The organism is Oceanirhabdus seepicola, assembly GCF_023684385.1.
GTDB classification, from domain to species: Bacteria; Bacillota; Clostridia; order Clostridiales; family Clostridiaceae; genus Oceanirhabdus; species Oceanirhabdus seepicola.
Genome location: NZ_JAGSOJ010000001.1, coordinates 772,385 through 794,434 on the forward strand (window position 1 = coordinate 772,385; position 22,050 = coordinate 794,434).

The 22,050-nt window shown below is 27.6% G+C and carries 19 protein-coding genes and 1 pseudogene; 4 read left to right on the forward strand and 16 right to left on the reverse strand.

Annotated elements, in window-relative coordinates:
* Window positions 1-79: 79 nt before the first annotated feature.
* The 3 genes from KDK92_RS03430 to KDK92_RS03440 all read right to left on the reverse strand — a co-directional run bounded on the left by KDK92_RS03430 (window position 80) and on the right by KDK92_RS03440 (window position 2,637).
* The gene (locus KDK92_RS03430) at window positions 80-862 is read right to left on the reverse strand and encodes a putative ABC transporter permease (RefSeq protein ID WP_250857650.1); all 783 of its coding nucleotides are present in this window, start codon (window positions 860-862) and stop codon (window positions 80-82) included.
* A gap of 68 nt (window positions 863-930) precedes the next feature.
* Window positions 931-1,755: an EFR1 family ferrodoxin gene (locus KDK92_RS03435; RefSeq protein ID WP_250858615.1), complete on the reverse strand. Its 825-nt coding sequence runs from the start codon at window positions 1,753-1,755 to the stop codon at window positions 931-933.
* Window positions 1,756-2,034: 279 nt separating this feature from the next.
* Window positions 2,035-2,637, reverse strand: coding sequence for a TetR/AcrR family transcriptional regulator (locus KDK92_RS03440; protein WP_250857651.1), 603 nt, complete (start codon window positions 2,635-2,637; stop codon window positions 2,035-2,037).
* 174 nt (window positions 2,638-2,811) lie between these two features.
* Here KDK92_RS03440 and KDK92_RS03445 point away from each other — a divergent pair, with 174 nt between their 5' ends.
* Window positions 2,812-3,843, forward strand: coding sequence for an FUSC family protein (locus KDK92_RS03445; protein ID WP_250857652.1), 1,032 nt, complete (start codon window positions 2,812-2,814; stop codon window positions 3,841-3,843).
* An 83-nt stretch (window positions 3,844-3,926) separates the two neighbouring features.
* Here KDK92_RS03445 and KDK92_RS03450 read toward each other — a convergent pair whose 3' ends face one another.
* Together KDK92_RS03450 and KDK92_RS03455 are read right to left on the reverse strand one after the other, a co-directional pair.
* The gene (locus tag KDK92_RS03450) at window positions 3,927-4,964 is read right to left on the reverse strand and encodes a patatin-like phospholipase family protein (protein WP_250857653.1); all 1,038 of its coding nucleotides are present in this window, start codon (window positions 4,962-4,964) and stop codon (window positions 3,927-3,929) included.
* Between the two features lie 159 nt (window positions 4,965-5,123).
* Window positions 5,124-6,443 carry a helix-turn-helix domain-containing protein gene (locus tag KDK92_RS03455; RefSeq protein ID WP_250857654.1) on the reverse strand — a complete coding sequence of 440 codons (1,320 nt, stop codon included), beginning with the start codon at window positions 6,441-6,443 and terminating at the stop codon, window positions 5,124-5,126.
* Window positions 6,444-6,558: 115 nt separating this feature from the next.
* On the opposite strand from KDK92_RS03455, the gene KDK92_RS03460 reads away from it, so the two are divergent.
* Complete coding sequence (locus KDK92_RS03460) at window positions 6,559-6,726, forward strand: hypothetical protein (RefSeq protein ID WP_250857655.1); 168 nt, start codon at window positions 6,559-6,561, stop codon at window positions 6,724-6,726.
* A gap of 259 nt (window positions 6,727-6,985) precedes the next feature.
* Here KDK92_RS03460 and KDK92_RS03465 read toward each other — a convergent pair whose 3' ends face one another.
* The 8 genes and pseudogenes from KDK92_RS03465 to KDK92_RS03500 form a co-directional block, all read right to left on the reverse strand.
* Window positions 6,986-7,963, reverse strand: coding sequence for a methyl-accepting chemotaxis protein (locus KDK92_RS03465; RefSeq protein WP_250857656.1), 978 nt, complete (start codon window positions 7,961-7,963; stop codon window positions 6,986-6,988).
* On the reverse strand, window positions 7,963-9,105 hold the full coding sequence (locus KDK92_RS03470; RefSeq protein WP_250857657.1) for an FIST signal transduction protein: 1,143 nt from the start codon (window positions 9,103-9,105) through the stop codon (window positions 7,963-7,965). The genes KDK92_RS03465 and KDK92_RS03470 overlap by 1 nt, the downstream gene beginning before the upstream one ends.
* 441 nt (window positions 9,106-9,546) lie before the next feature.
* Window positions 9,547-10,032 (reverse strand): annotated as a pseudogene (locus KDK92_RS03475) (PD-(D/E)XK nuclease family transposase); the annotation flags it as partial.
* A 116-nt stretch (window positions 10,033-10,148) separates the two neighbouring features.
* Window positions 10,149-10,667 carry an Rpn family recombination-promoting nuclease/putative transposase gene (locus tag KDK92_RS03480; RefSeq protein ID WP_250857659.1) on the reverse strand — a complete coding sequence of 173 codons (519 nt, stop codon included), beginning with the start codon at window positions 10,665-10,667 and terminating at the stop codon, window positions 10,149-10,151.
* Between the two features lie 231 nt (window positions 10,668-10,898).
* The gene (locus KDK92_RS03485; RefSeq protein WP_250857660.1) at window positions 10,899-11,558 is read right to left on the reverse strand and encodes a hypothetical protein; all 660 of its coding nucleotides are present in this window, start codon (window positions 11,556-11,558) and stop codon (window positions 10,899-10,901) included.
* A 121-nt stretch (window positions 11,559-11,679) separates the two neighbouring features.
* The gene (locus tag KDK92_RS03490) at window positions 11,680-12,615 is read right to left on the reverse strand and encodes a hypothetical protein (RefSeq protein ID WP_250857661.1); all 936 of its coding nucleotides are present in this window, start codon (window positions 12,613-12,615) and stop codon (window positions 11,680-11,682) included.
* 12 nt (window positions 12,616-12,627) lie between these two features.
* Window positions 12,628-13,842: a hypothetical protein gene (locus tag KDK92_RS03495; RefSeq protein ID WP_250857662.1), complete on the reverse strand. Its 1,215-nt coding sequence runs from the start codon at window positions 13,840-13,842 to the stop codon at window positions 12,628-12,630.
* A gap of 197 nt (window positions 13,843-14,039) precedes the next feature.
* The gene (locus KDK92_RS03500; protein ID WP_250857663.1) at window positions 14,040-14,912 is read right to left on the reverse strand and encodes an FtsZ/tubulin family protein; all 873 of its coding nucleotides are present in this window, start codon (window positions 14,910-14,912) and stop codon (window positions 14,040-14,042) included.
* Window positions 14,913-15,213: 301 nt separating this feature from the next.
* On the opposite strand from KDK92_RS03500, the gene KDK92_RS03505 reads away from it, so the two are divergent.
* Both KDK92_RS03505 and KDK92_RS03510 read left to right on the forward strand, forming a co-directional pair.
* A complete protein-coding gene (locus tag KDK92_RS03505; protein ID WP_250857664.1) occupies window positions 15,214-15,666 on the forward strand; it encodes a helix-turn-helix domain-containing protein in 453 nt (150 codons plus the stop codon).
* 25 nt (window positions 15,667-15,691) lie between these two features.
* On the forward strand, window positions 15,692-16,117 hold the full coding sequence (locus KDK92_RS03510; RefSeq protein WP_250857665.1) for an ImmA/IrrE family metallo-endopeptidase: 426 nt from the start codon (window positions 15,692-15,694) through the stop codon (window positions 16,115-16,117).
* 329 nt (window positions 16,118-16,446) lie between these two features.
* Here KDK92_RS03510 and KDK92_RS03515 read toward each other — a convergent pair whose 3' ends face one another.
* The 3 genes from KDK92_RS03515 to KDK92_RS03525 are packed head-to-tail and all read right to left on the reverse strand — an operon-like array spanning window position 16,447 to window position 22,044.
* On the reverse strand, window positions 16,447-20,085 hold the full coding sequence (locus KDK92_RS03515; protein ID WP_250857666.1) for a hypothetical protein: 3,639 nt from the start codon (window positions 20,083-20,085) through the stop codon (window positions 16,447-16,449).
* Complete coding sequence (locus KDK92_RS03520; RefSeq protein ID WP_250857667.1) at window positions 20,075-21,334, reverse strand: hypothetical protein; 1,260 nt, start codon at window positions 21,332-21,334, stop codon at window positions 20,075-20,077. The genes KDK92_RS03515 and KDK92_RS03520 overlap by 11 nt, the downstream gene beginning before the upstream one ends.
* An 8-nt stretch (window positions 21,335-21,342) precedes the next feature.
* Complete coding sequence (locus KDK92_RS03525; RefSeq protein ID WP_250857668.1) at window positions 21,343-22,044, reverse strand: OmpA family protein; 702 nt, start codon at window positions 22,042-22,044, stop codon at window positions 21,343-21,345.
* Window positions 22,045-22,050 lie beyond the last annotated feature (6 nt).

Below are 22,050 nucleotides of genomic sequence, written 5' to 3' on the forward strand. Positions count from 1 at the left end.
CTTTTCTTTATCCAATTTCCCAAAGCTACTGCCACAGTGTCCACAAATTACTCGCCTAATTTCGGGTGGTGACAGTCCCCTATTTTTTTTTCCTTGATACACGTTTTTCAATCTGCTCATGTAGTCGTTGCATTAGTTCATATTCTCCTTTAAACGGCAACAAAAACCTTGGACGACTTTTTTTTACTTTTAAACTTTGCATTCCTTGATTCAATCTTTTCTCAAAATCTGTTTCAAACTCTTCAACTCGATCAGATAGTTCTTCAAACTTGTCTTTGATATCAATCTTAAGTTGTTCATAGTTTATAACAACATTCTTTTCTTCTGCCAATTCAGCAAACTTCTTAAGTCTTGATACAACATTAAAGGAGTTAATCACATCAACTAATATAACACCATAAAACATACCAATAAACAAACAAAACTCTAGGTTTCCATATAAGAATTCAATTTTATTGTAAAAATACGGGTAAAGAACAAAATAGAAAACCAATGCTAAAATCGTCCAGAACACAGAATATAGTGGTGCTATCAATCCTTGAATATTAAATTTCAATTTTGTATAATCCCACAAACGTGTTTTGTAATATTTTAAGAAAAACAATCCTGTGAAATATTCTATGCCAGTTGTTATTATTGTAAACATAATGATTTTAATACCCAGATGCACATTTAGTTCACTAACTATATATAACAGACAAACCCCCGTTCCATATAACGGTAAATAAGGTCCTGATAAAAATCCTGGATTTATCCACTTTCTAGCCTTGCCAAAGTATTTTCTATACACAACTTCTAATCCCCAGCCCATCAATGAACCAGTCATAAAAAGAAATAAATACTTAATAATAAATATAATCAATATGCTTAACCTCCCTTTTACAATATTTGTCTGCGAACCAGGTCCACAGCCATTTATTTACAATACTCTTATTCGCCTATGAACATTTCAGGTTCTCTTCTATAATCAAATTCTTCTTCTAATTCAACTTTATGATTTAAATAGTCCTCATCATCATAATATTTTGCATTATTAGGACATTTTTTAATGCATGCACCACATTTAATGCAGATTCCACTTATTATGGAAACATCTTCATTAGTAATAGATCCCATAGGACATACACTAACGCATAACTTACATTCATTACAATTACTATTTGTTTTTGGTACTACCTTTCTAATATCTACTGGTACGCCATATTTGTTTATTGGCTTATAATACTGTCTATAAGGTTTATTTCCATTTACAACAACAGAATCATAGTTATTTTCTGTTGATAGTTTCACATATATTTTATCTGTAAAACCTTTTATTATTTTCATATCCTTTTCATCAGGTCTATTTTGAGCTAGCTTTTTAGAAAATGAGTGTTCTCCTATAAATGCTCCCCCTGCAATAACATTAAAATCTCTAGATTGTAAAATATCTTTTAATTCTATTAATGCATCATCATAGTTTCTATTTCCATAAACTACTACAGCTACTGCTATCGCTCCATTTCCCTTAATATTATTCAAATATTTTAGCAATACATTAGGTACTCTTCCTGCATAAACAGGAACCCCTACTATAACTACATCATCTTCTGTAAATGATATTGGTTTGTTTCTAACTTCTGGCAATGTAAAGTTAATATTATTTATAGTCCTTTTATTATCTATATTTTCACTTAGTGTCTCTGCTATTTTAGTTATTACCTTTTTTGTTGTATCAGTAGCACTAAAATATAGTGATTTTACTTTTTTATTAATAATACTCCTCTCCCCCTATTAATAATTTTGCAATGTACCAGTTCCACAGTCAATTTTTACAATATAAAACACTCTACTGACAAAACTATTATTGTTTAACAACATTATATCATCTGTCCTATTGATATCGAACAGTAAATACTAAAAACCCAATACAAATTCTTTCAATTTTCCTTTATATTTTTGCATAATAATACCACTCTAAATTTTCAGAGTGGTAATTCAATTCTACTATTTTCTACTAAATTCGAGTGGTGACAGTCCCCTTCAATATTATCCTTAATCTAACTTCATATATTTGTAAATTAAATCAGTTAAATTATCTATATATTCTTTTTTTAAGTCTAAGTTATTTATATTTGCTATCTCTATATTATTACTGGATATTGTTCGCCATATTAACATAGCTCCAACATGTATTGCAGCATCTGTTTCATTATCCCAAATTTCGAATAAAATATCTTTAATTACATTTAAATAATCGTTTTTAACCTTATTAAAAGGATCTTTTATAGCTTCATTTTCTCGAATTAATATCTGGAATTCTTCAATAATTCTCTTAAATGTAATCATTTCAAGTTTATTTTCAATATAAGTTCTTATTGCCTTTTTTTTATTATCTTCTTTAGTTATTGTATTCTTAAACTCCATAACTACTTTCATCTCTTCTTCAACTAGTAACTTTACAACTTCTACATAAATATCATTCTTATCTTCAAAATATTTGTAAAATAAACCTATTGAAATTTCAGCTTCACCAGTTATGTCTTTTATATATGTATTATGATATCCTTTATCATTAAATACTTTTTTCGCAGATTCTATCAGTTTCAACTTTTTTTCTATTGCTCTTTTTTGAATAGGTTCTTTTATATTACTCAAGTCTTTTCACTCCTTTATACTAATTTTAATACAATTTTAGTTTTTAGTACAGTTTTCACAACTTGAATCAAAATTCACTTTTTATTGACTTCGAATAAATTAGTATGTATAATACCTCTATAAGTTGAATTTAAATTCAACTTTCATTTTACATTGAGTTTGGGAGTGCTAATTATGGAATTTATCAATAATACATTAAACTTACAGTTTAATAAGCTTGATTTTAACTTTGGACTTAGATATTCCTTTATATTTTTATTGTCATTAAGTCTTAATTCGTATCTATTTGGAATAAACATTTCATTGATAGGTGCCTTAATAACTTTGCTTTACTTTATAATACCTAATAAAAATATAAAGGTTAATTCCTTATCTAAAATTACTTATATCTATTTAAATATTATTTTAGTTACTTTTTTAGGTTATCTAGCAACTATTAACTTTGTTTTATCACTTTTAATAAACCTATTAGTTCCATTTGTTATAGTATGCTTATTTTCCGATGAAACTAATATTAGTGGATATTCATTTTATTATTGTTTATTTATTACTATTCAAGTTACTGGTATAACTTTGAAAATGTTTAATTTGCACTTAATATCTACTTTTTTGGGGTTAATTATAGGATATGTATTTAACGAAGTTATTTGGTCAAATAATCACAAAAGTAAGAGTTCAGATGTTATGAAACTTAAAAAATACTTTGTTATAAGTCTAAAATCCAATTATATAAAATTTAAAAATGGATTAAATTTAGATTTACTTACATCAACGTTTGCATTTAGGTTATCTATTACTACAGCTTTTTCTTTTATTTTTTGGAAATACTTAAATATCCCAAAGTGGTATTGGTTATCTTTAGCTACTTGCAATACTTTAGCTCCTATTCATAATCAAATTAATTCTAGGGCTTTTAAGAGAATTAAAGGATCTATTATAGGTGTTATACTCTTTTTAATATGTTATTTTTTAGTTAATAATTTATTTATATCTTCAATATTAACAGTACTTAGCATTTTATTAATGATTTCTTATATTCCTTGTAAACACCTAACTGAATGCTATGTATTCTCCACTTACATGGCACTATCTTTTTCTATAGTATCGTTACCCTCTGTAACTGCCGCATCATACAGAATTTCAAATGTTTTAGTAGGTTGTTTTATAGCTATCATATTTAACAAATTAATATTTCCTAATAAATAATAAAAAAATTAAGATGCACATAGAAATAATCCGCATCTTAATTTTTTTAGCATCAACTCTAAATGGAATTTTCCAAAGCTTTATTACGTACTGGTAATTGATGGGTCTATTCTCTTTTTCCTTAATTCATTATGTTTACTATAATTAACATCCATACCTTTTAAAAACTCTTTAGCAGCATTTTCTCCCGATTTACATAACCCATCTATCTTTTCTTTCGTTAAATTTAAATCTGTTGTCTTTACATTACTAGTATTAATTTTTATTGTTCTTAAGTAATTCATTTCCGATATATGAATATCATCCTGTGCCTCAAGCATAGTTTCAATAATTGATGTTCCAAAGTTAAATATATTGGTGATTTTATGTTTTCTTATTTCCTCCTTATTTCCTCCTAATTTAAATCCTATAGTAGGATAACGAGGCACTCCATTTACATCAAAAATCCAAACAGGATAATTGCTTAAAACCCCTCCATCAACTATAAAAGACTTTTCATGAGAAATCTTATTATTCAAAATTATAGGTTGAAGGAAAAAGGGTAGGCTTATACTCATTCTTACTGCCAAACTTATATCTAAATCATCAGGGTTAATTCCATACTCTTGAATATCTTCAGGTAATATAAGCATTTTACCTCTTGTTATATCAGTTGCAATAATATGAAGCCTATACTTTCTTTTATATTTGGAATTATATAAAAGGCTACCTTCTTCACCTGGGATAACTAAATCTCCAAATTTTACATTTTTTCTATTACCCAATTTCCTTTTAAGTTTATTAAGTAACAATTCATTAATGAAATCTTTTATATGTTTTCCTTTATATATTCCTTTTTTAAATATTAATTTACCTACTTTACTAATCATTAATGTAGATTGAAAATCTTTATCTATCATAGCCTTAAAATTATTCTCATTAAATACTTCTTTAAGCTCTTCTGCTGTATATCCTGCTGCAACAAGAGAAGCAATTATAGCTCCTGCTGAATTTCCCGCAACATTTCTCCATGTATATCCGTGGTCTTCCATTACTTTTAAAGCTCCAATAAGTCCTATCCCCTTTGCTCCTCCACCCTCAAAAACAGCATCTGCGATTTTTCTCTTATTAGATATATTCATAATCCCCATCCTTTCCATATAATCAATATATGAAAAAGAATTTTACTTGTTCCGTAATGATTTAATCAATATTCTTTCCTTGGACAAAAACACCACCCTAAATTTAGAGTGGTGTTTTTATTCTTCTATTTTCTACTAAATTCGGGTGGTGACAGTCCCCTACGATACTTGTCTCTTACAAAAATCAATTATATTCTTTGCTTCCTTTTTATTATTATTTACCATATGGAAATTTATCAATCTTAAAATAACCTTTGAATCTAATTTTATCATCCTACTCTGTACTAATGATAATATATACTTCTGTACCACTTCTATTGTACACTCTTCCACATTTGGTATATACTCAATAAGCTTATTAAGATTATAATCAATTATATCCATATTTTTATGTTTCTCTGCAATTTCTAGAGATTTTAAAGTATATCCATATGCTACTTTTAGAGAATTCTCTTGTTTGTTATTAGCATATATATCCGCTAATAACTTGTATACTTCAAAAGCTAGATAGTTTTTTTCAAACTCAGCCTTATTATTCTCAATCTCTTGAATCATCATATCTCTGTACTCATAGAAATCATTTTCCAATAAGCTACTAACTTCTATTATATTACCGAGACATAATATTCTTTTATCAAACATTTCTTTAGTTTTATTTAGACTCTTATGCAATTCTTTGAATAATTTTAATGACTTATTTAAATACCCCTGTTCTCTGTAGCAGTTTCCTTTTATCATTTCAATGTTTATTTCATGCTCATAACATGCAGTTTCTTTTCTCCTATCAATGAACACATCTTCAAACCCTCTGATTTCTTCCAAGGCATCATTATATCTTCCAATTCGTTTTAACATTAATATCTTATTATATGTAATTCTCTTCTTAAGGTTATGAGGGATTTTATTAGAAATACTTTCACATTCTCGTATCCCCTCTTCATATTTCCCTAATCTATTGAAACAATGCGTTAATGCAATAATCAACATACCATAGTATTCCGATTCTACATCACATATTTTTGCGAACTCATTTGCCATCAAGAAATATTTATATGCTGAATTAATATCATCTTTTAGACTAAATGCTCTACCTAAATCACCATAAATATATACCTTCATATAATTAAGTTCATACTTATTTATTATTGATATCATCTCACCAAGTAATTCCTCTGCTTCTACTCCAACATCATCGATATACTTAAGAAAATCTTCATAAATTTTCTTCGCCTGATCCTCTTCTGTTATAAATATGTCATCAATATTTACATCTATCTCTATTTTTCTTTCTTTTATAAATCTCTTCAAGTTATTATGTATAACCTCTGCAGCTTTAGGTGTCAAAGACGCTTTATCTGTCTCAATCATACTTATTAAATTTCTAGTAATTATATCACCACTTAAATCTTCTTGTTTAAGATTTAGCTTCTTTCTAATATCCCTAACCCTTTGCCCTTGAGTAATAATAGTAAAATCCATTCTTTTTCTCCCCTCCCATTTCAATTAATTCCTTAAAAACAAATATTTACTTTCATGTTACCATATGTTATTATAAAAGTAAATATTTACTTATTTCTAAGGAGGTCTATTTATAATGAAAAAAATATTTAGTTTTGTACTTTCAATCGCTTTACTTGGTAATATTGTATGCTCTACAGTTGCTTTGGCAGAAACTGATTCTAAAGTAGAAAAAAAAATAACCAAAAGTTACTCCATTATAGTACATAGCTCTATTGATCCTGATTCTGATCCAGGTTTTTAACCTCAATTGAGGTTCAGGCTATTGAAAAAGACCAATTTCATTGTCACTAAGACTCGCTGTGCTGCTCGAGTACTATTTGTACACTGCGCTGCTCGCGCCTCTTGTTCCTTGACCTTGGTCTTTTTCAATGCCTGACACTCTTAAGACAGAAAACAGAATGAAAACAATATATTATAACTTTGTCAACAAACTCAACCTCAATTTATTGAGGTTTTTTAATTCTATCATTTTCTACTAATTTCGGGCAGAGACAGTCCCCCTACACATCTTCAATAATATCTTCTAATTGAATCATGTAAGATACCATATCATTAATATGTATTGATGATTCCTTAGAAATATCTATTGCTTTTTTTATTTCTATCACATTCTCTTCAGAGGTACTATTTAGCTTATTCAAAGATTCCATCATTACATTCAACTTAGAGTAATTAGAATGTATCAATGTTTCAATATCCTTCATTTCCTTAAGAGTTTCATCATTCGATTTCTTTACATTTTCAAAAGCTTTAAAAGTTTCTTCAGAAGCTTTATTTAAAGAATTCATTTTAAGCACATTTTGTTCCATCTGTTTTGTTAGATTATTAGTTTCCACATTTATATCTTTAACAGTATTCTCAATCTGTACAGAAGCTGTTGCAGTTTCTTCTGCTAACTTTCTTACTTCCTCTGCCACTACTGCAAATCCTCTTCCTGCATCCCCAGCTCTTGCAGCCTCTATACTTGCATTTAATGCCAACAAGTTTGTTTGAGAAGAAATCTGATTAATAATATCTGTAAACTTGTTTATACTAGATATTTTATTATTAAGTTCTTCAAAATCGCTGTTTAAATCACTAATATTATTGGCAATACCTATTATATCCTGTTTTAAATCATCCACCGTCTCATTACCACGTACTATAACATCTTCACTGGTTTTAATACTTTCTTCTATTTTAAAAGTAACTTTCAAAACTTCTTCATTATCCTTTATAATGTTTGAAGTCATAGTATCCTGCTCCTCAAACATTTCCATCTGTCTATTTAAATCCTCTACTATTCTTAAAATTTCTAGATTAAATTCAGTATTATTTTTAGAATTGTTATATAAAGATTCATTCAATATTTTAACTAGATACTTTGAAGCAGCTCTTATCTCTTTATGTGAACTGGCAACTTTCCCCTCTTCTTCACCATTCTCTTTTACATCTACTATTTCTTTATTTTTTCTTCTATTAAATATTTTTTTAAACATTATTCAATTCCCCCTAAAGCTAATATTGTAAGAGTCTGATTCACATGCATTTTTCCAAATTGTTCTCCATATGAAGTAAATCCGCATAAAGAAGGAACATATTCATTAAATATATTTGTTAAATTACCTGTGATTTTTTTCTCTTTAAAATAAAGCGTTCTTAAGATACAATTGAATGCTATTACTAGCTTTAAGTTAGGAATTTTCTCTTTTACCTCGGATAAAGTTTCATGAAGACATTTTTCAGGGTCTTTCAACTCTAAAACATCCACTATAGCATTTGGAAGTATTTGAGAGTATAAAGTAATTGATTTATCTGAATTGATTTGAAATGGAGTTGCAATAAAAACCTCATCTCCTATCAATCTTCCTAAAGGATTAATTGTAAAGTGCTTATCTAACTTATTTTCTTGAATTCCTAAAACTCTTGCATATTCAGTTGCCGCAGCTCTACCATTAAACTCATAAATAATTCTCTTTCTAACATCCACCTTAGTTGCTGTCATTGTTATTCCAGATTGAGTAAAAATATTTTCTTTTTGAATATGAAAAGGTGCATCAGTTTTTACAAACGTCATCACACATCCGTTATTAATGACTTTTCCTTTATAGGAGATTAAAGTATTTTCAAACTTCAAATCGTCTCCAGCGGTTCCACCTAATATTTTAAAACTAGAATCCTTGATAACAGAGTATATTACTGACAATAACTTTTCTTCCATATTAAATAATCCATTAAATAATCCGATTCCAAATCCTTTATTAGATATATCTAATGAACTTGGATTTAATCCTATCTCTTTCATAGTTCCATATATTTTATCCTTATATAAAATAGGGTGTTTGTCCCCATCTTCTATAAGTATACTTTTAACTTTCATTTCCTTTGAAGCGATAGATATTGCTAATAATCCATTATCGCCAAATCCTGTATTGCATAGTTCTCCTGATGTAGTCGTCCCTGTCACTTCACAGTCTGAAAATTTGTTATTAAATTCTTTTGATACAAACTCAAAATCATAAGTAGTAGAAGCAAAAAACATAACTAATTTTATATCCCTTTGATCTATTTTTTCAATTATTTCTTTTACCGCCTCTTTTGTATTTTTATTTTTTGAATAATAAATTTTAGAATTCATCATTAGTCCCCTTCCATTTCCAGAAAACAAGTGTGTAAATAACTTCATTTTATAGTTACTATTATCATGTAAATTATAACATATTCATTATAAATCAACCACATATACATATTTTTACCTAATATTTTATTTGTTCTATGACACAAACCACGTTAATATTATTTTTATTAGCATCAATTCCATGTATATTATCAACTGATATTCCTATAAATATAGGAGAAATACTGGTTATATGGTTTGAAAGAACATTGTTAACACTGATAATTGTTGCACCAATTGCTCATATACTGTTTTAAGTAAAGAAACAGTTTGTACAGATAACTTAAAAAGGATTCATGGGATTTTAGAAGTCCCATGAATCCTTTTTACATTATTTTATTTAATAAAAGAACCCCATGTACCCTCAAAAAACACATGAAGTTCCTCTTATATATTTCAAATAGTTTACTCTTCCCTCAATCTCTTTACTTCCTCTATTGAAATACCAACCTTTACCGAAATAATTTCATCATCTAGAATATCCAACAACTTTCTAGCAACCTCAATTTTTCCTTTTTCAATTCCTTGTTCAATCCCTTTTTCAATTCCTTTTTCAATTCCTCTTTCAATGCCTCTTTCAATTCCTCTTTTTAATCCTCGCTCCTCTGCTTTCCGTTCTTTTTCCTCAAAGAAAGCAGCTGTTGACCTTGCATCTAACCAGGCCTTCTCCCTTGCATAATATTCCTGTTGCTTTATTTCATCTGCACTTAACTTCTTCAACCTATTCGTAGCCAATCTATACACCTCCTCTTTATCTGCCATTTCTAATAGTTCAGTATTCCTATTCTCTGCTGCATATTCTATAAATCTCAACCATTTATCAAGAGTTGTTTCATCCTTATTCTCTAATTTAAATTTAGGCAATTCTATATAGTGTATTTCCAAATCATCAACTAATAAAAAATCTTGCTCTTTTTCCTCAAGACAAGTTCAAATAAATAACAAGTCAGTATACTCGTCTATTTTGCAAACTACTTCATCCTCGGAACCCACTGAGAGAACCACTATCAGCGGAACCCAACTCTTCGTATTTTGCAAAATATACTTCGAATCTTTGACTTGTTATTTATTTTCACATGCCTAACCTTAAATATATTATGATAATTATCATTCTCCTTGAAAAGCTTAAAATCCAATAAACTAATAACAACACATTTCTTCAAATTTATATACTTACCTGCATTAGATATAGTCTCACCATATAAACGACTCCAATAATATAATGATCTCTTTCTGAAATCATTCATCTCATTGATTTGGACCTCTATATCAAACAGTTCATCATCTTGATTTCTAACCTTTAAATCCATAATAGAAAGTTTATCATCCTGGTATTTCTTATTATTATACGGATTAAGATGAACTATTTCAACTATTTCCTTCCCCTCTGGTGGTTTAATAATAGCATTAATTAAGCTTTTTAATATAATTTTACTTTCCTTCTCATCCGATCCAAACAACTCTTTAAAAGCAAAATCTACCATTGGGTTCATTAGTTTATTCTCCATTGTCATTACCTCTTTCATTTATATTAAAAGAACTTTTGTTCTCTTTGTTTATATTATTGACTTCGTTTTATAAGAATAAACGTTCTGCAAAGCAAGTTACATGTACTATTTTCATCATCAATTTTTTACATTCGTTCTCTCTTCATATCATGTAATATTCTACCTTCTCAGTAAAAATACCACCCTAATTTATTAGAGTGGTATTTTAATTCTATCATTTTCTACTAATTTCGGGTGGTGACAGTCCCCCTACAATACTTTCTCGTTTTGTTCTTTATAGTATTCATTATCAGTAAAATATCTACAATGATTTTTGACATCTTCTAATATTTCCTTAAATGATAAGTAAATATCTTGCTTGTGTGTATGCATTTTATGTTTTTTTCTATCTCTTACATCTAATCTTTCCAGCTTATTTACATGTTCTACTAAGAACTTATTTTTATATTCATCTATCTCAACAAAAAACTCATCATGTTGTGTTGTTAAAGTAATTGTAGAAGCAAGTACCTTAAAGTTTATAGTGAAATTTAACTCTTTAATCATTTGCTCTATTTCTTCTTGGGTTGGAAATTCAATTATCTTTTCATTTTCATCAACCCCACTTTTGTTTAACCCTAGTTTTAGATAAGTTTGGATTAACCTTTTAATTTGATTTATATTCATATTATTATTGTTTATGTTCCCTTTTACATCTACTATAACTTTTTCAACTTCATCTGTTATGATTTTAAAATTTCCAAAACTATAAATACTTTTGCCATTTTCTTTCTTTTCAACTTTCTCACAAACTTCAATGAAACTTGTAAGTCTTTTCTTTAATGTTTCGCTGCAAATCGCCTTTGGTAAAGACATATTTATTTTTTTGTTTACTATATTAGTAATTTCATAAATTCGTAAGTCATTCACATTTAGTCCCCCCCATTTTTGAAATTTCTTCTTTATATATCAATTCTTGTGATTTATCAAAATCCAAGAGATTATTAATTTATTTTCATTAACCATATCTTCATAGTTTAAATAATGAGCTTTAATGTAAACTAAAGTAAATCGCTATCCCGATTATACCTATTGCTAATGCAGAAACTGATCCAATTAAATATCTTTTTAATTTTTTTATAGCTTTATTATTTACATTTATATTATCCCTTGATTCATTTGCACGGTCTACCAATATTGAAATATCATTCCTAACATTTAGTATTTCTCTTTTGTTATTTTGAATATCCTCTCTCAACAAAGTCGCAACTTGATTTAATTGATTGATTCTTTCATCATTTTTTTTACTCATTGAATTAGCATTTTCAATATTAATCTTTAGTATATCTATTTTCTCTTTTATACTATTTTGGCTCTGACTAATATCCCCAGTTAATTTATTATTCATCTTCACCATAGTATCATTCTCTTGAACTATCTTACTAAGTTTTTTAACTTCATCTATTGTTTTTTCGCTTATCTCAATTATTCTTTCATTTCCCTTTTGATTAATATCTTTATGTACATTTCTCAATGAATTATAATTTTCTTCTTTTATTTTTTTTCCCATATCCTGTACTTTCTTATAGTTATCTTCTGATAGTTTACTTATATTTGATTCTACTTCACTTAAATAATCTTTTACTTCATTATTACTTTTTTGAATAGTTATAAGAGCATTTGCTACATCTAATTGAGTTGCTTCTTTTTTTCTTAATTCATCCATCTTTTTCTTCAATTTCATATCCATAAGATTTATAATCTCCTTTTCTATATGTGATTCCCTTTCTCGCCCATCTTTGTTTATCTTAGCTAATTCTAAATTCACTTGTAAGACCTTTATTCGTGCATCTATTTTTTCTTCCTCAGACATTCCCTCATATATACTTTTATTTAATTCATCTTCTAATTTCGATATTTTATTAATATTATCTATTTTTTTTATTCCACCTCTTACAAGATTAATAGCAGCTCCTAAAAATGGCATCTACATCCCCTCCTAACTATTGAACCCCATATAAGGTCCTATTAATGTATTAACATCCATTCCTGATTTCAAAGATTTTTCAAATATTCTTTTGGAAGTTACCCGCTTTGACAAACTTTCCATTTTAACTCTATCTTTTTCATTCATATTCTTAAATATTGATTTTACCGCTTTAGATGCTATTAATCCAACTCCTAATGAAGCTATTCCATCAAGAAAATCTACCACCTCAGCGCCATCACCCAATACATCTAAAAAATCAAGACCATCTAATGCATCACCTAAAAAACTTACCACTTCTAATCCTGTAAGCAAATCCACTACTTCTGCACCTAATGCAACATAACTTCCATATTCAAGTGTTTGTAATCCAACATTCACAACTGAATTGAATCCTTTTCCGATTGTTCCTATATATCTATTATCTGAACTGTTTGCTGCCTTAGCTAACCAGCTAGCTACGGATGCCAACAACATAGGATTTATATCAAATCCCTCTTCTAATCCCATCTCGCCAAAATCTATAAAACCATCTACTATACCAGTAGCAATTCCAGCTTTCATAACTCTTTTCTGTTTTTCTGGCTTGTCCTTAAATATATCAAGTAACGCTAAGTATCCTCCAGCTGCAAAACCACTTAATATATCTGGCATTATATCTCCAAACTCTTCGAATAATGTACTAGTATCCTGTATACTCACCATGCTCTGCACACTCTGATTTTGAAGTTCTACATATTCAAGTAAATCATCATCCAACCCTTCAAGTCCTAACTCATCAAGAGTACTTTTAACCTGGAAATCTAATGTATCATTACTTATCCCAGTACTTTCAATACCCAGTTCCTGTGCTACCTCATCAGTTGCCATAACATCTATATGTGGATATTTTTCCATATGTTCTCTAACATATTCTGATGATCCTGTAGCTTTTAATTGTACCTCTGTAACCTCACCAGTTATTTCATTGGTCAACCTAATATCACTTCCTGGATGATTGGTTTCCCCAAAAAGTTCAGCTGTTATATCATCTCCATCATTATTTTCAATGTATTCATATTCTAATTCATGAGCAATGCCCTTAACATTATTCACCACACCTTGAGCTTGTGAACCATCATATTGACTTAAAAACTTTTCAATATCATCGAATGATGCATTCTCACTCAAATCTGTGGTGGATCTTATAAGTGCCTCTTTTACAAATTCATTTATAGTATCTTCCATAGTTTTCACCTACATTTTTTAGTGTAATTTATATATTTTATGTATAATATAACATACTTACTTTGTCTGATTTTGTATTATTTTGCAGACGTATTTAAAAATCACAAATACCTTTCAAATGGTTTTATTGAAAAGAAAAACTATGAAAATACCCTCATAGCAGCATTTTCATAGCTTTCCTTTACATTTATCCTCATCTATTTCACAACTGTCAATCTCCTTATATCCTCATACCCAGAAGTTATAATAACCACTTTCACGCCTTCCACACTCTCGTCTATTACAGCTCCAAATATAATATTTGCCTCTTCCATTGCAGCTTCTTGAACTAATTCTGCTATTTCATTTATTTCCAAAAGGCCAAGATCTATACCTGCTGTTATATTTAATATTATACTTTTAGCTCTATGAATAGGCTCACATAATAATGGACTTGAAAGAGCTTCCTTTGCAGCTTTTGCAGCTCTATTGTCTCCTATGGCATTTCCTATTCCTACATATGATAAAGCATTTCCATTTAGAATGACTTTTACATCTGTTGTATCAAGATTCACTATCCCAGGTAAAGTTATTAAATTAATAATTCCACCAACTACATCTTCTAGAGCTTTATTAGATAATTCTTTTAACTCTTCTAAAATTATATCTCCATTAATTAATTTTTCATTATCAATTAATATCAAATTATCAATCTGATTCTTAAGATATTTAATTTGATGATTGAAATACTTTCTTTTTTCTACATCTTCAATTAACGCTGGCTTAATTCCTACTCCAACCGTATGTACATTTTCATTCTTACACATTTGAATTGCATTATGAACTAATTTTAATTGTTCTTCTCCTGATGTTATCGTTACAAATGAGATATCCGAACTACGAACAGCTTGGACTATTTCTTCTTTATTAGATTTTTCTTTCACATCAATCTCATTAAAATCTTTCAGATTAAATAACGAAACAGTATCAATATTCTCAAATATATTATTTAAGGTATTATATTCATTTTCACCACAGCATAAAATTGTAATTTCAGCAATCACATCTAATTGCTCTTTAAAATTCATCATCATTTTTACCCCTTTCCTATTTCAGAAATGTAATGTTCTTGATTATTTTCACATGCCTAATCTGTTATATAAAATTTTTCAACACATATTATTACCGCCTTTCTATCAAAGATTAAATATCTAATTTCATCTTACAAAAACACTTTACGCCTTTTACTCTTAGTTTACAAATGCACTTTACGCCTTTTACGCCTACAAAATCAGAATATCTGCCTATATCTTACTAATTCTGCTTTTTACGTCTTTTTATTGACTCAAAGGCGTAATTGGCGTAATATATATATGTGTAAGGAGGTCTATTATGTTAAGCAAAAAAGAAATAGGTTTAAAAATAAAAGAAGCCCGTTCTATAAAAAGCAAAGAGGTTGGCTTTAGATACACAGGCCAAAATCTAGCTGATGAATTAAAAATTTCTAGGAGTTTTTTAGGAGATATAGAATCTGGTCGAAAATCTGCACCTGAATATATTCTTGAAAATATAATAAAAATCTGTAACCTTGATTTAAATTATTTTCAAGGCACTATAATAGATAATTATCCCAAAGATACAAATAATGAATCTGATAATAATGCAAATAATAGCGAATATTCATTTACCACAGCAAAAGAAGCAATGAAATTCATTCTTTCACAACCTGTTATTATGGGATATGGTGGTTTTGATATTAAACAAATGTCTTCAGATGAACTAATAGAATTCGCAAACGATTTATTACATCAATTAAAGTTATTAAGTTACAAATATAAAAAATAATTTTATTTGAATTTAGGAGGAGTTTATGACCGGAGATAAAATCATTCAACTTGCAAATTCACTAAAGATAAAATACGGAACTAAAGATCCTATAGAATTATGTAAAAACCTTAAGATAAAAATATCTACCACTAAAATAAAACCCGAAATTTTCCCTGCATACATTCTACATGTTAGTGAAAATCCTAGTATTGTTCTAAATGAACACTATACTATAAATTCTCAGAAGATACTTTGTGCTCATGAACTTGGACACGCTTTGCTTCATAAAGAAAATATTCTTAATCAATTTAAAGGTGACTCGTCATCTGAAAAAATTGAATATGAAGCAAATCTTTTCGCTGTTGCGCTCTTATTTAATAGGTCTGATTTTAAAATTGATATTTTAAAAATGAATAATTATTTGTTGGAAGGGATTTTAGACTACAACCTTAAACTAAAACATACCTAATACTATACAATTGTTAAATAAACAGACACAGCTTTTCACACCAGGAATGAGCTTGCTTGACTGAGTACAGGACTTATTGCTTCTTCGTAGATTCCTCGTTTCATGTTTTCACCACTAGTTGTGATTGGATAATTTTTCTTGTTTTATTATATCAATTGGGTGAGATTTTAGTTTTGGTGTAACATCTTTTATTTAGTAGAAAACCATCATGATTTTTCATGATGGTTTTCTACTAATGTATTGTCGTTTTTCTTATGCCTCATTTTACAGCTGTATTTCACAGGTGAGATTCATTCCTTTGCTACCTTTATGAATAATTCAAGCGAAATCTAACTTCTAACAATATATGTTGATTCTTTTATAAAGCTTTTTATTACTGAATAATTTTGCCTATCATTTACTAATTGCTCATGTAATTCATTTTCCAATTCTAATAATTGCTTATAATGTTCTTCTTCCATATTCTTGTTTATCCTATTAACAATCAAATACTTTAATAATTTTGCCTTAATGCTATTATCTTCTTGATTATCAATCAACATTTGTAAGTTTTCTTGTACAATATAATAAGCTTCATCATTACTAATATCTTTCTTAACAATTTCTAAACACATCTGATTTACTGTATCTTTTGATTCCTTTAATATTGCATAGCTATCAATGAATGAACCTATGCTTAACTTTTCTTCTTGATTATTAGAAGTAATTAAATATTCTATTTGCTTTATAAATTCGTTTACAGAATATGATATTTTGCTCTCTATAGGTTCTATTAACTTTTTCTGTACCGCCTTATTATCTTCAAATAATTTGTTTCCTAAACTCACAATAATATTCAACAAATCTGTATCCAATAAATAAGGTTCTCTTACAATTGTAGAATCCAATATATTAATAGGCACCGGTACATCATCTAGTATAACTATTTCTTCTAAAGATGTATCTTCTTTTATTTTAATAAAAGTGAAAATGTTTTTTAAGAAAACACTTAGATTTTTTAGTATATTCAGCTTTTCTATAGTATCACTATCTTTGATTAATTCTGTGAGTTTTTTATAGCTTTTAATAATGTAGCATCCCTGTTTAGATTTTAGTGCAGTCTTATTGATACTTTCATATGAGTTTTTAAATAACTGGCTTAAAGGATTGTCCATTTCTAATAATGCATATTCGCTATTATTAAAAATATCCTTTGTCAATCGTACTTCTCCTAACTTGAACTCCTCTATACTTTCGACCTCATATCTACCTATCAATTTATTATCATTATTTAATTGTAGTATACTCTTAGCCTTATTATTGTAATGCTCAATATTTCTTAAAAGTTTAAATACAAAATTTAAATCTTTGTCTATTTGATCTTCTACAATATCAAGTATTTTATTTTGAGCCTTGTCACTTAACTTAACTTTACTTGTTATCTCAAGTATTTTCTCTTTATCACTTTTCTTTAAACTAATAATATCTTCAATTATTTCTTCGTATTCCTCGTTTACAAAATAATCAATATTCTTCTCAACAAATCCACAAACTTTTATCTTAAGAATATTGTTCTCATTTAATATTTTCATATCTATAAGTAACTTTGCAAGTTCTACATTAATATTTTTTAAGCTTAGTATTTTAATAATCTCTTCTTTGTGCTCACTCTTACTATAAAAATCTAATATCAAACTATAGTCTTCTTTTTTTATATCCTCTATAATTTTAATATAGTGTAATATAATTTCACTTGTATCTCTTTTTTCTGCATTGTCTGCATATACTTCATTAATCTCTAATAACTTTTGAAAAATATATGCTACCTTTTCTGTTTTATTATTTTCAACTGAATACTTAGCACAAGATTTTATAATGCTTCTAAAAGATCTAGTTATTAAATTATGCTTTATTTTACTATTTGATAATATCATGTTTACTAAAATTATTGTCTTTTCTAAATCCTCATCTCTTATCCAAAATAAAACATCTTGAAATTCCTTTTCGAATTTACTTGCTTCCACATTTTCGTATAATTCTAAACAGTATTTAAAGGCTTCATCAATTTGATTTTTAATCTTGTTTCTAATAATTAACTTATACGCCTCTGTTTTTCTACTACCATTACTTTCTATATAATCTAATAAAATTCTTTCATAAAACATTTTATTATCTATGCATGTTTCCGCTATCATTTCTTTGGCTCGTATATCTTTTAAAGTATTATATAAATCAACTAATATCTCAAAGTTTTTTCTTATAAAGTTTCTTGATATTATATTTTTTATATATTCTCTTTCTTCACCATTTTTTCTTATTTTAACTTTAGATGAATAACCTATTTTAGCAAATCTACCTTGTAATCTTGTCCAGTTATTATTAATTCCTGAATAATATTCATCTGCATCTTCCCTATTTATATATTCATACTGCAAAGTAGCCAATAAATATTTTTCTATACCTTGAACCCCTATTTTAAATGCATGCTGCGCTATTTGCATAGATCTTAAACTAATCATTTCATACTTCTCATAGTGATGTATATAATCCTTAAACAATTGTTTATCTACGGATAAATTTGCTCTTTTTGAAAACATTAAAATATACTCTAGTATATATATATCTTTATTATTTTTATAAACCTCTAACAAAATTTCTAAAAATTCATCTTTTTGTGGTGTTATAACAGTATTTTTATTTCTAACTAATGTATTTATAGCCCTATTAACTAATTTTTCTTTTATACCATACCTTTTATATCTCTTAATCAATATCTCAAAAAACTCGAAATTATAAAAGTTATTATGTATATGATTGTATAATATAAATCTCCCTGCCTTTATATTATCTTTATAATACCTTTCTACTATTGCTATAGCCTTTTGAGTATTATCTGTTCTTAAAGTATTCTTCCTATAAAATTCTTCTATGTAATCATATATACACTCTGGTACTATCTCATATTTACATATAAACTCTTCACACATTATCCCTAATCTTAAATCTCTTTCATCAGCATCATTTACAGTTCTGCTATATAACTGAACCAATTTTAAAAATAATGATTCCTTTAGCTTACTTCTTTCTTCTTTTTCTTCTGAATACAATCTTCCAATAGCTTTTACATATTCTTTTTTCTTAATCAAATTCTCTATATCCGCACTTAAATCTAATGAATATGATGTTAATGACTCAAGTGTATTTTCTAATCTTGATATACTTTCTTTTTCTACATTTGCCTTATTCTCTTTTATTTTTTCTCTTATATAGAAAATTTCATCTTCATGAAATAAATTTTTATATCTCAGTATATCATCATAAATAATTATATTGTTTTCATTTAATTTTAGGTTACTCTTAATAAAAATTTTAACCCAGTTATAAAACAGTATTCTTGAACTTGATGTTTCTAATCTAAGTTCTTTAATATATTCTGTACAACTATCAGGATGAAACGCCTCTTCATTACATTCAATTTTTTCACAAATAAATATATCTAGTTTAAGTATTTTATTTTTTCTTATAACCTTAATATTACTTACAACCTCTGGTAATACCACATATCCATTATCTATTTCTTTTTTTACAGTTTCTATGTTTTCATTATAATTATCAAATAAAAATATGACTTTATCCGAGGGTTGTAATCCATCTATTTGAATTTTATACATATTCATTAACTTAAATTTATAGATAGAATTATGATTTTTGCTTTTTAAGTAATCTACATCCTTTTCATAGAAAAATATTTCTTTTTTTAGAGAAGACTCAATTATATCCTTTATTTTTAATCCAAACTCATTATACCTTTTGTATATATCCGAATAAAAAAGAACCTTCATTTGTTCGAGGTTTAACCTATATATATTAATGCTAGTTAATTCTTCACTTTTAATGTTCTTTAAAAACTGTTCTAAGCTTTTTGAAGGGTTAGTTATATTCTCTCCACTCAAAAATATTTTTTCAAACTTCAATTGATTATTTTCCATAGTTAATCACCACAATTCCCAAAATAATACATATAATTATTACAATAGCTATCTTTTTAAAGTTTTGCTTATTGTCTACTTTACTTACTTGTTGATTCTCTGTTTTTTTTGAAACCTTGTCTTCACCTGGAATATCTATAGATGTATCCTCTTCTGCACAATTATCTTGTGGTATTTCCTGGGTAATTTTTTCTACAACTTCTTCATTATTATCTTCATAACCTAACTCTTCTTTTAAATCATATGCTTGTGTTACATCTTCTTCCCACTCACTTAATTCAAATTGATAGGTACCATTATTCGATATTATAATTACATTTCTCCTATCCAAATCCTTCAAAAGAATTTCTTCGTTCTGTTCCCATGAAATTTCTTTCCTTCCAGATTTACTGGTATAACTTATTTCACCATATAGATATCCTGTTCCAGTATTTTTGATTCTAATTTTATCATATACTAATTGTTCAACTTCTAACTTCATATTGAATATATCTTTATTATCTTTAAGTACATATTGAAAAAAAGCTTGAATTTTTACTTTAGTATTATTATGTTCCATAATATTTTCCATGAGTTTTATATTATCTTTACTTACACCGTTATTAATATACCATTCATAAAACTCTGGGTCTTCAAATACGCCATGTATAGCTTCCTTATCTTTTAAGTATATATTAACAAGATCTTTATCATTTCTTATGAAATTATTATCATACTCATATAACTGACCCTTTTTCACCTTTAAATTTATATTATAAACAAGGGTTTCATTATCTGTAATTATAAAAATAGAGATTTTTTCATCCTTTTCTAGTTCTTCCATAGCAACGTTTATCTCATATTTTATCTCATATTGTTTCTTCTCTATCTTTTCAAACAATTCATATGTAATAAAGGGATGGCTTGTTTCTATTTTTTTTATTGATATTGTATCATAACTTTTTATATATATTGTTTCTTTTACTCTTAAGTTTTCACTTGCAATATACGTATATTCTTTGCTGTGTATACCTCCATTAAAATCAAAGTTATCAGTATTAATAAAGCCATTATTACAAAGAGCATTCTTTATAAAACTTCTATCTTTTTCACTATAGATTTTACCCCAATTTCTTCCTTCTAACTCTTTTTTAAGTGTAATCTCTCCAAGAGCTTCTAGGTATTGTATTTTATTTTTGCTTATATCATATGTTTTTTCATAGTTCTCAAAAACAATTTCCTTTAATTCGTTGTAATCTTTTAACTCCAAAATATCACCTACTTTTTATTGAAACTGTCTAATACATCTTGAATATCTTTGTTATTGAAGTTTATTTTTATTTCAATTCTTCTGTTTTGAGTTTTTTGTTCTTCTGTTTGAGTTTCAGTAGTTCCAACTATTGGATCAAACTTAGACATTCCTGATGCCTTAATGAATTTACCCAATTGATTTTCTATTTCACTTTCCTTAGGCACCATTGTATTTACAAAACTAATAGCTCTATTTGTTGATAAGGTTCTATTATACTCTCCATCTCCTACCATATCAGTATGTCCTATAACTTCTATACTATCTATTTTATCTTTGTATACTTCATTTTGTAGTAATTCATAGAATACATCTCCTAATGTTTTTGCCAAACTCACTCCTTGGATACTTAATTTATAACTGCCAGTATCAAACAATGTTTCTGACTTTACACTAAGGGTTCCATTAATTATTTCTATATTACCTTCTGCCTCTGTACCTTTAAATTTATCTATGATTTCGTTGTATATTTTTTCTCTATCTTTCGCTATATTATCTATTGCTTCATAAGCATCTTCAAAATACTGCTGTTGAATACTACTTCTTACAAAGGACATAACCATTATAAAGAAAAACACTAAAACTACTACAGTCATTACATCAACAAAAGAAGGCCAAAAATTTGGCTCTTCTTCATTTACATCTTTATATACCCTTGATCTAAATTTCATATTTTA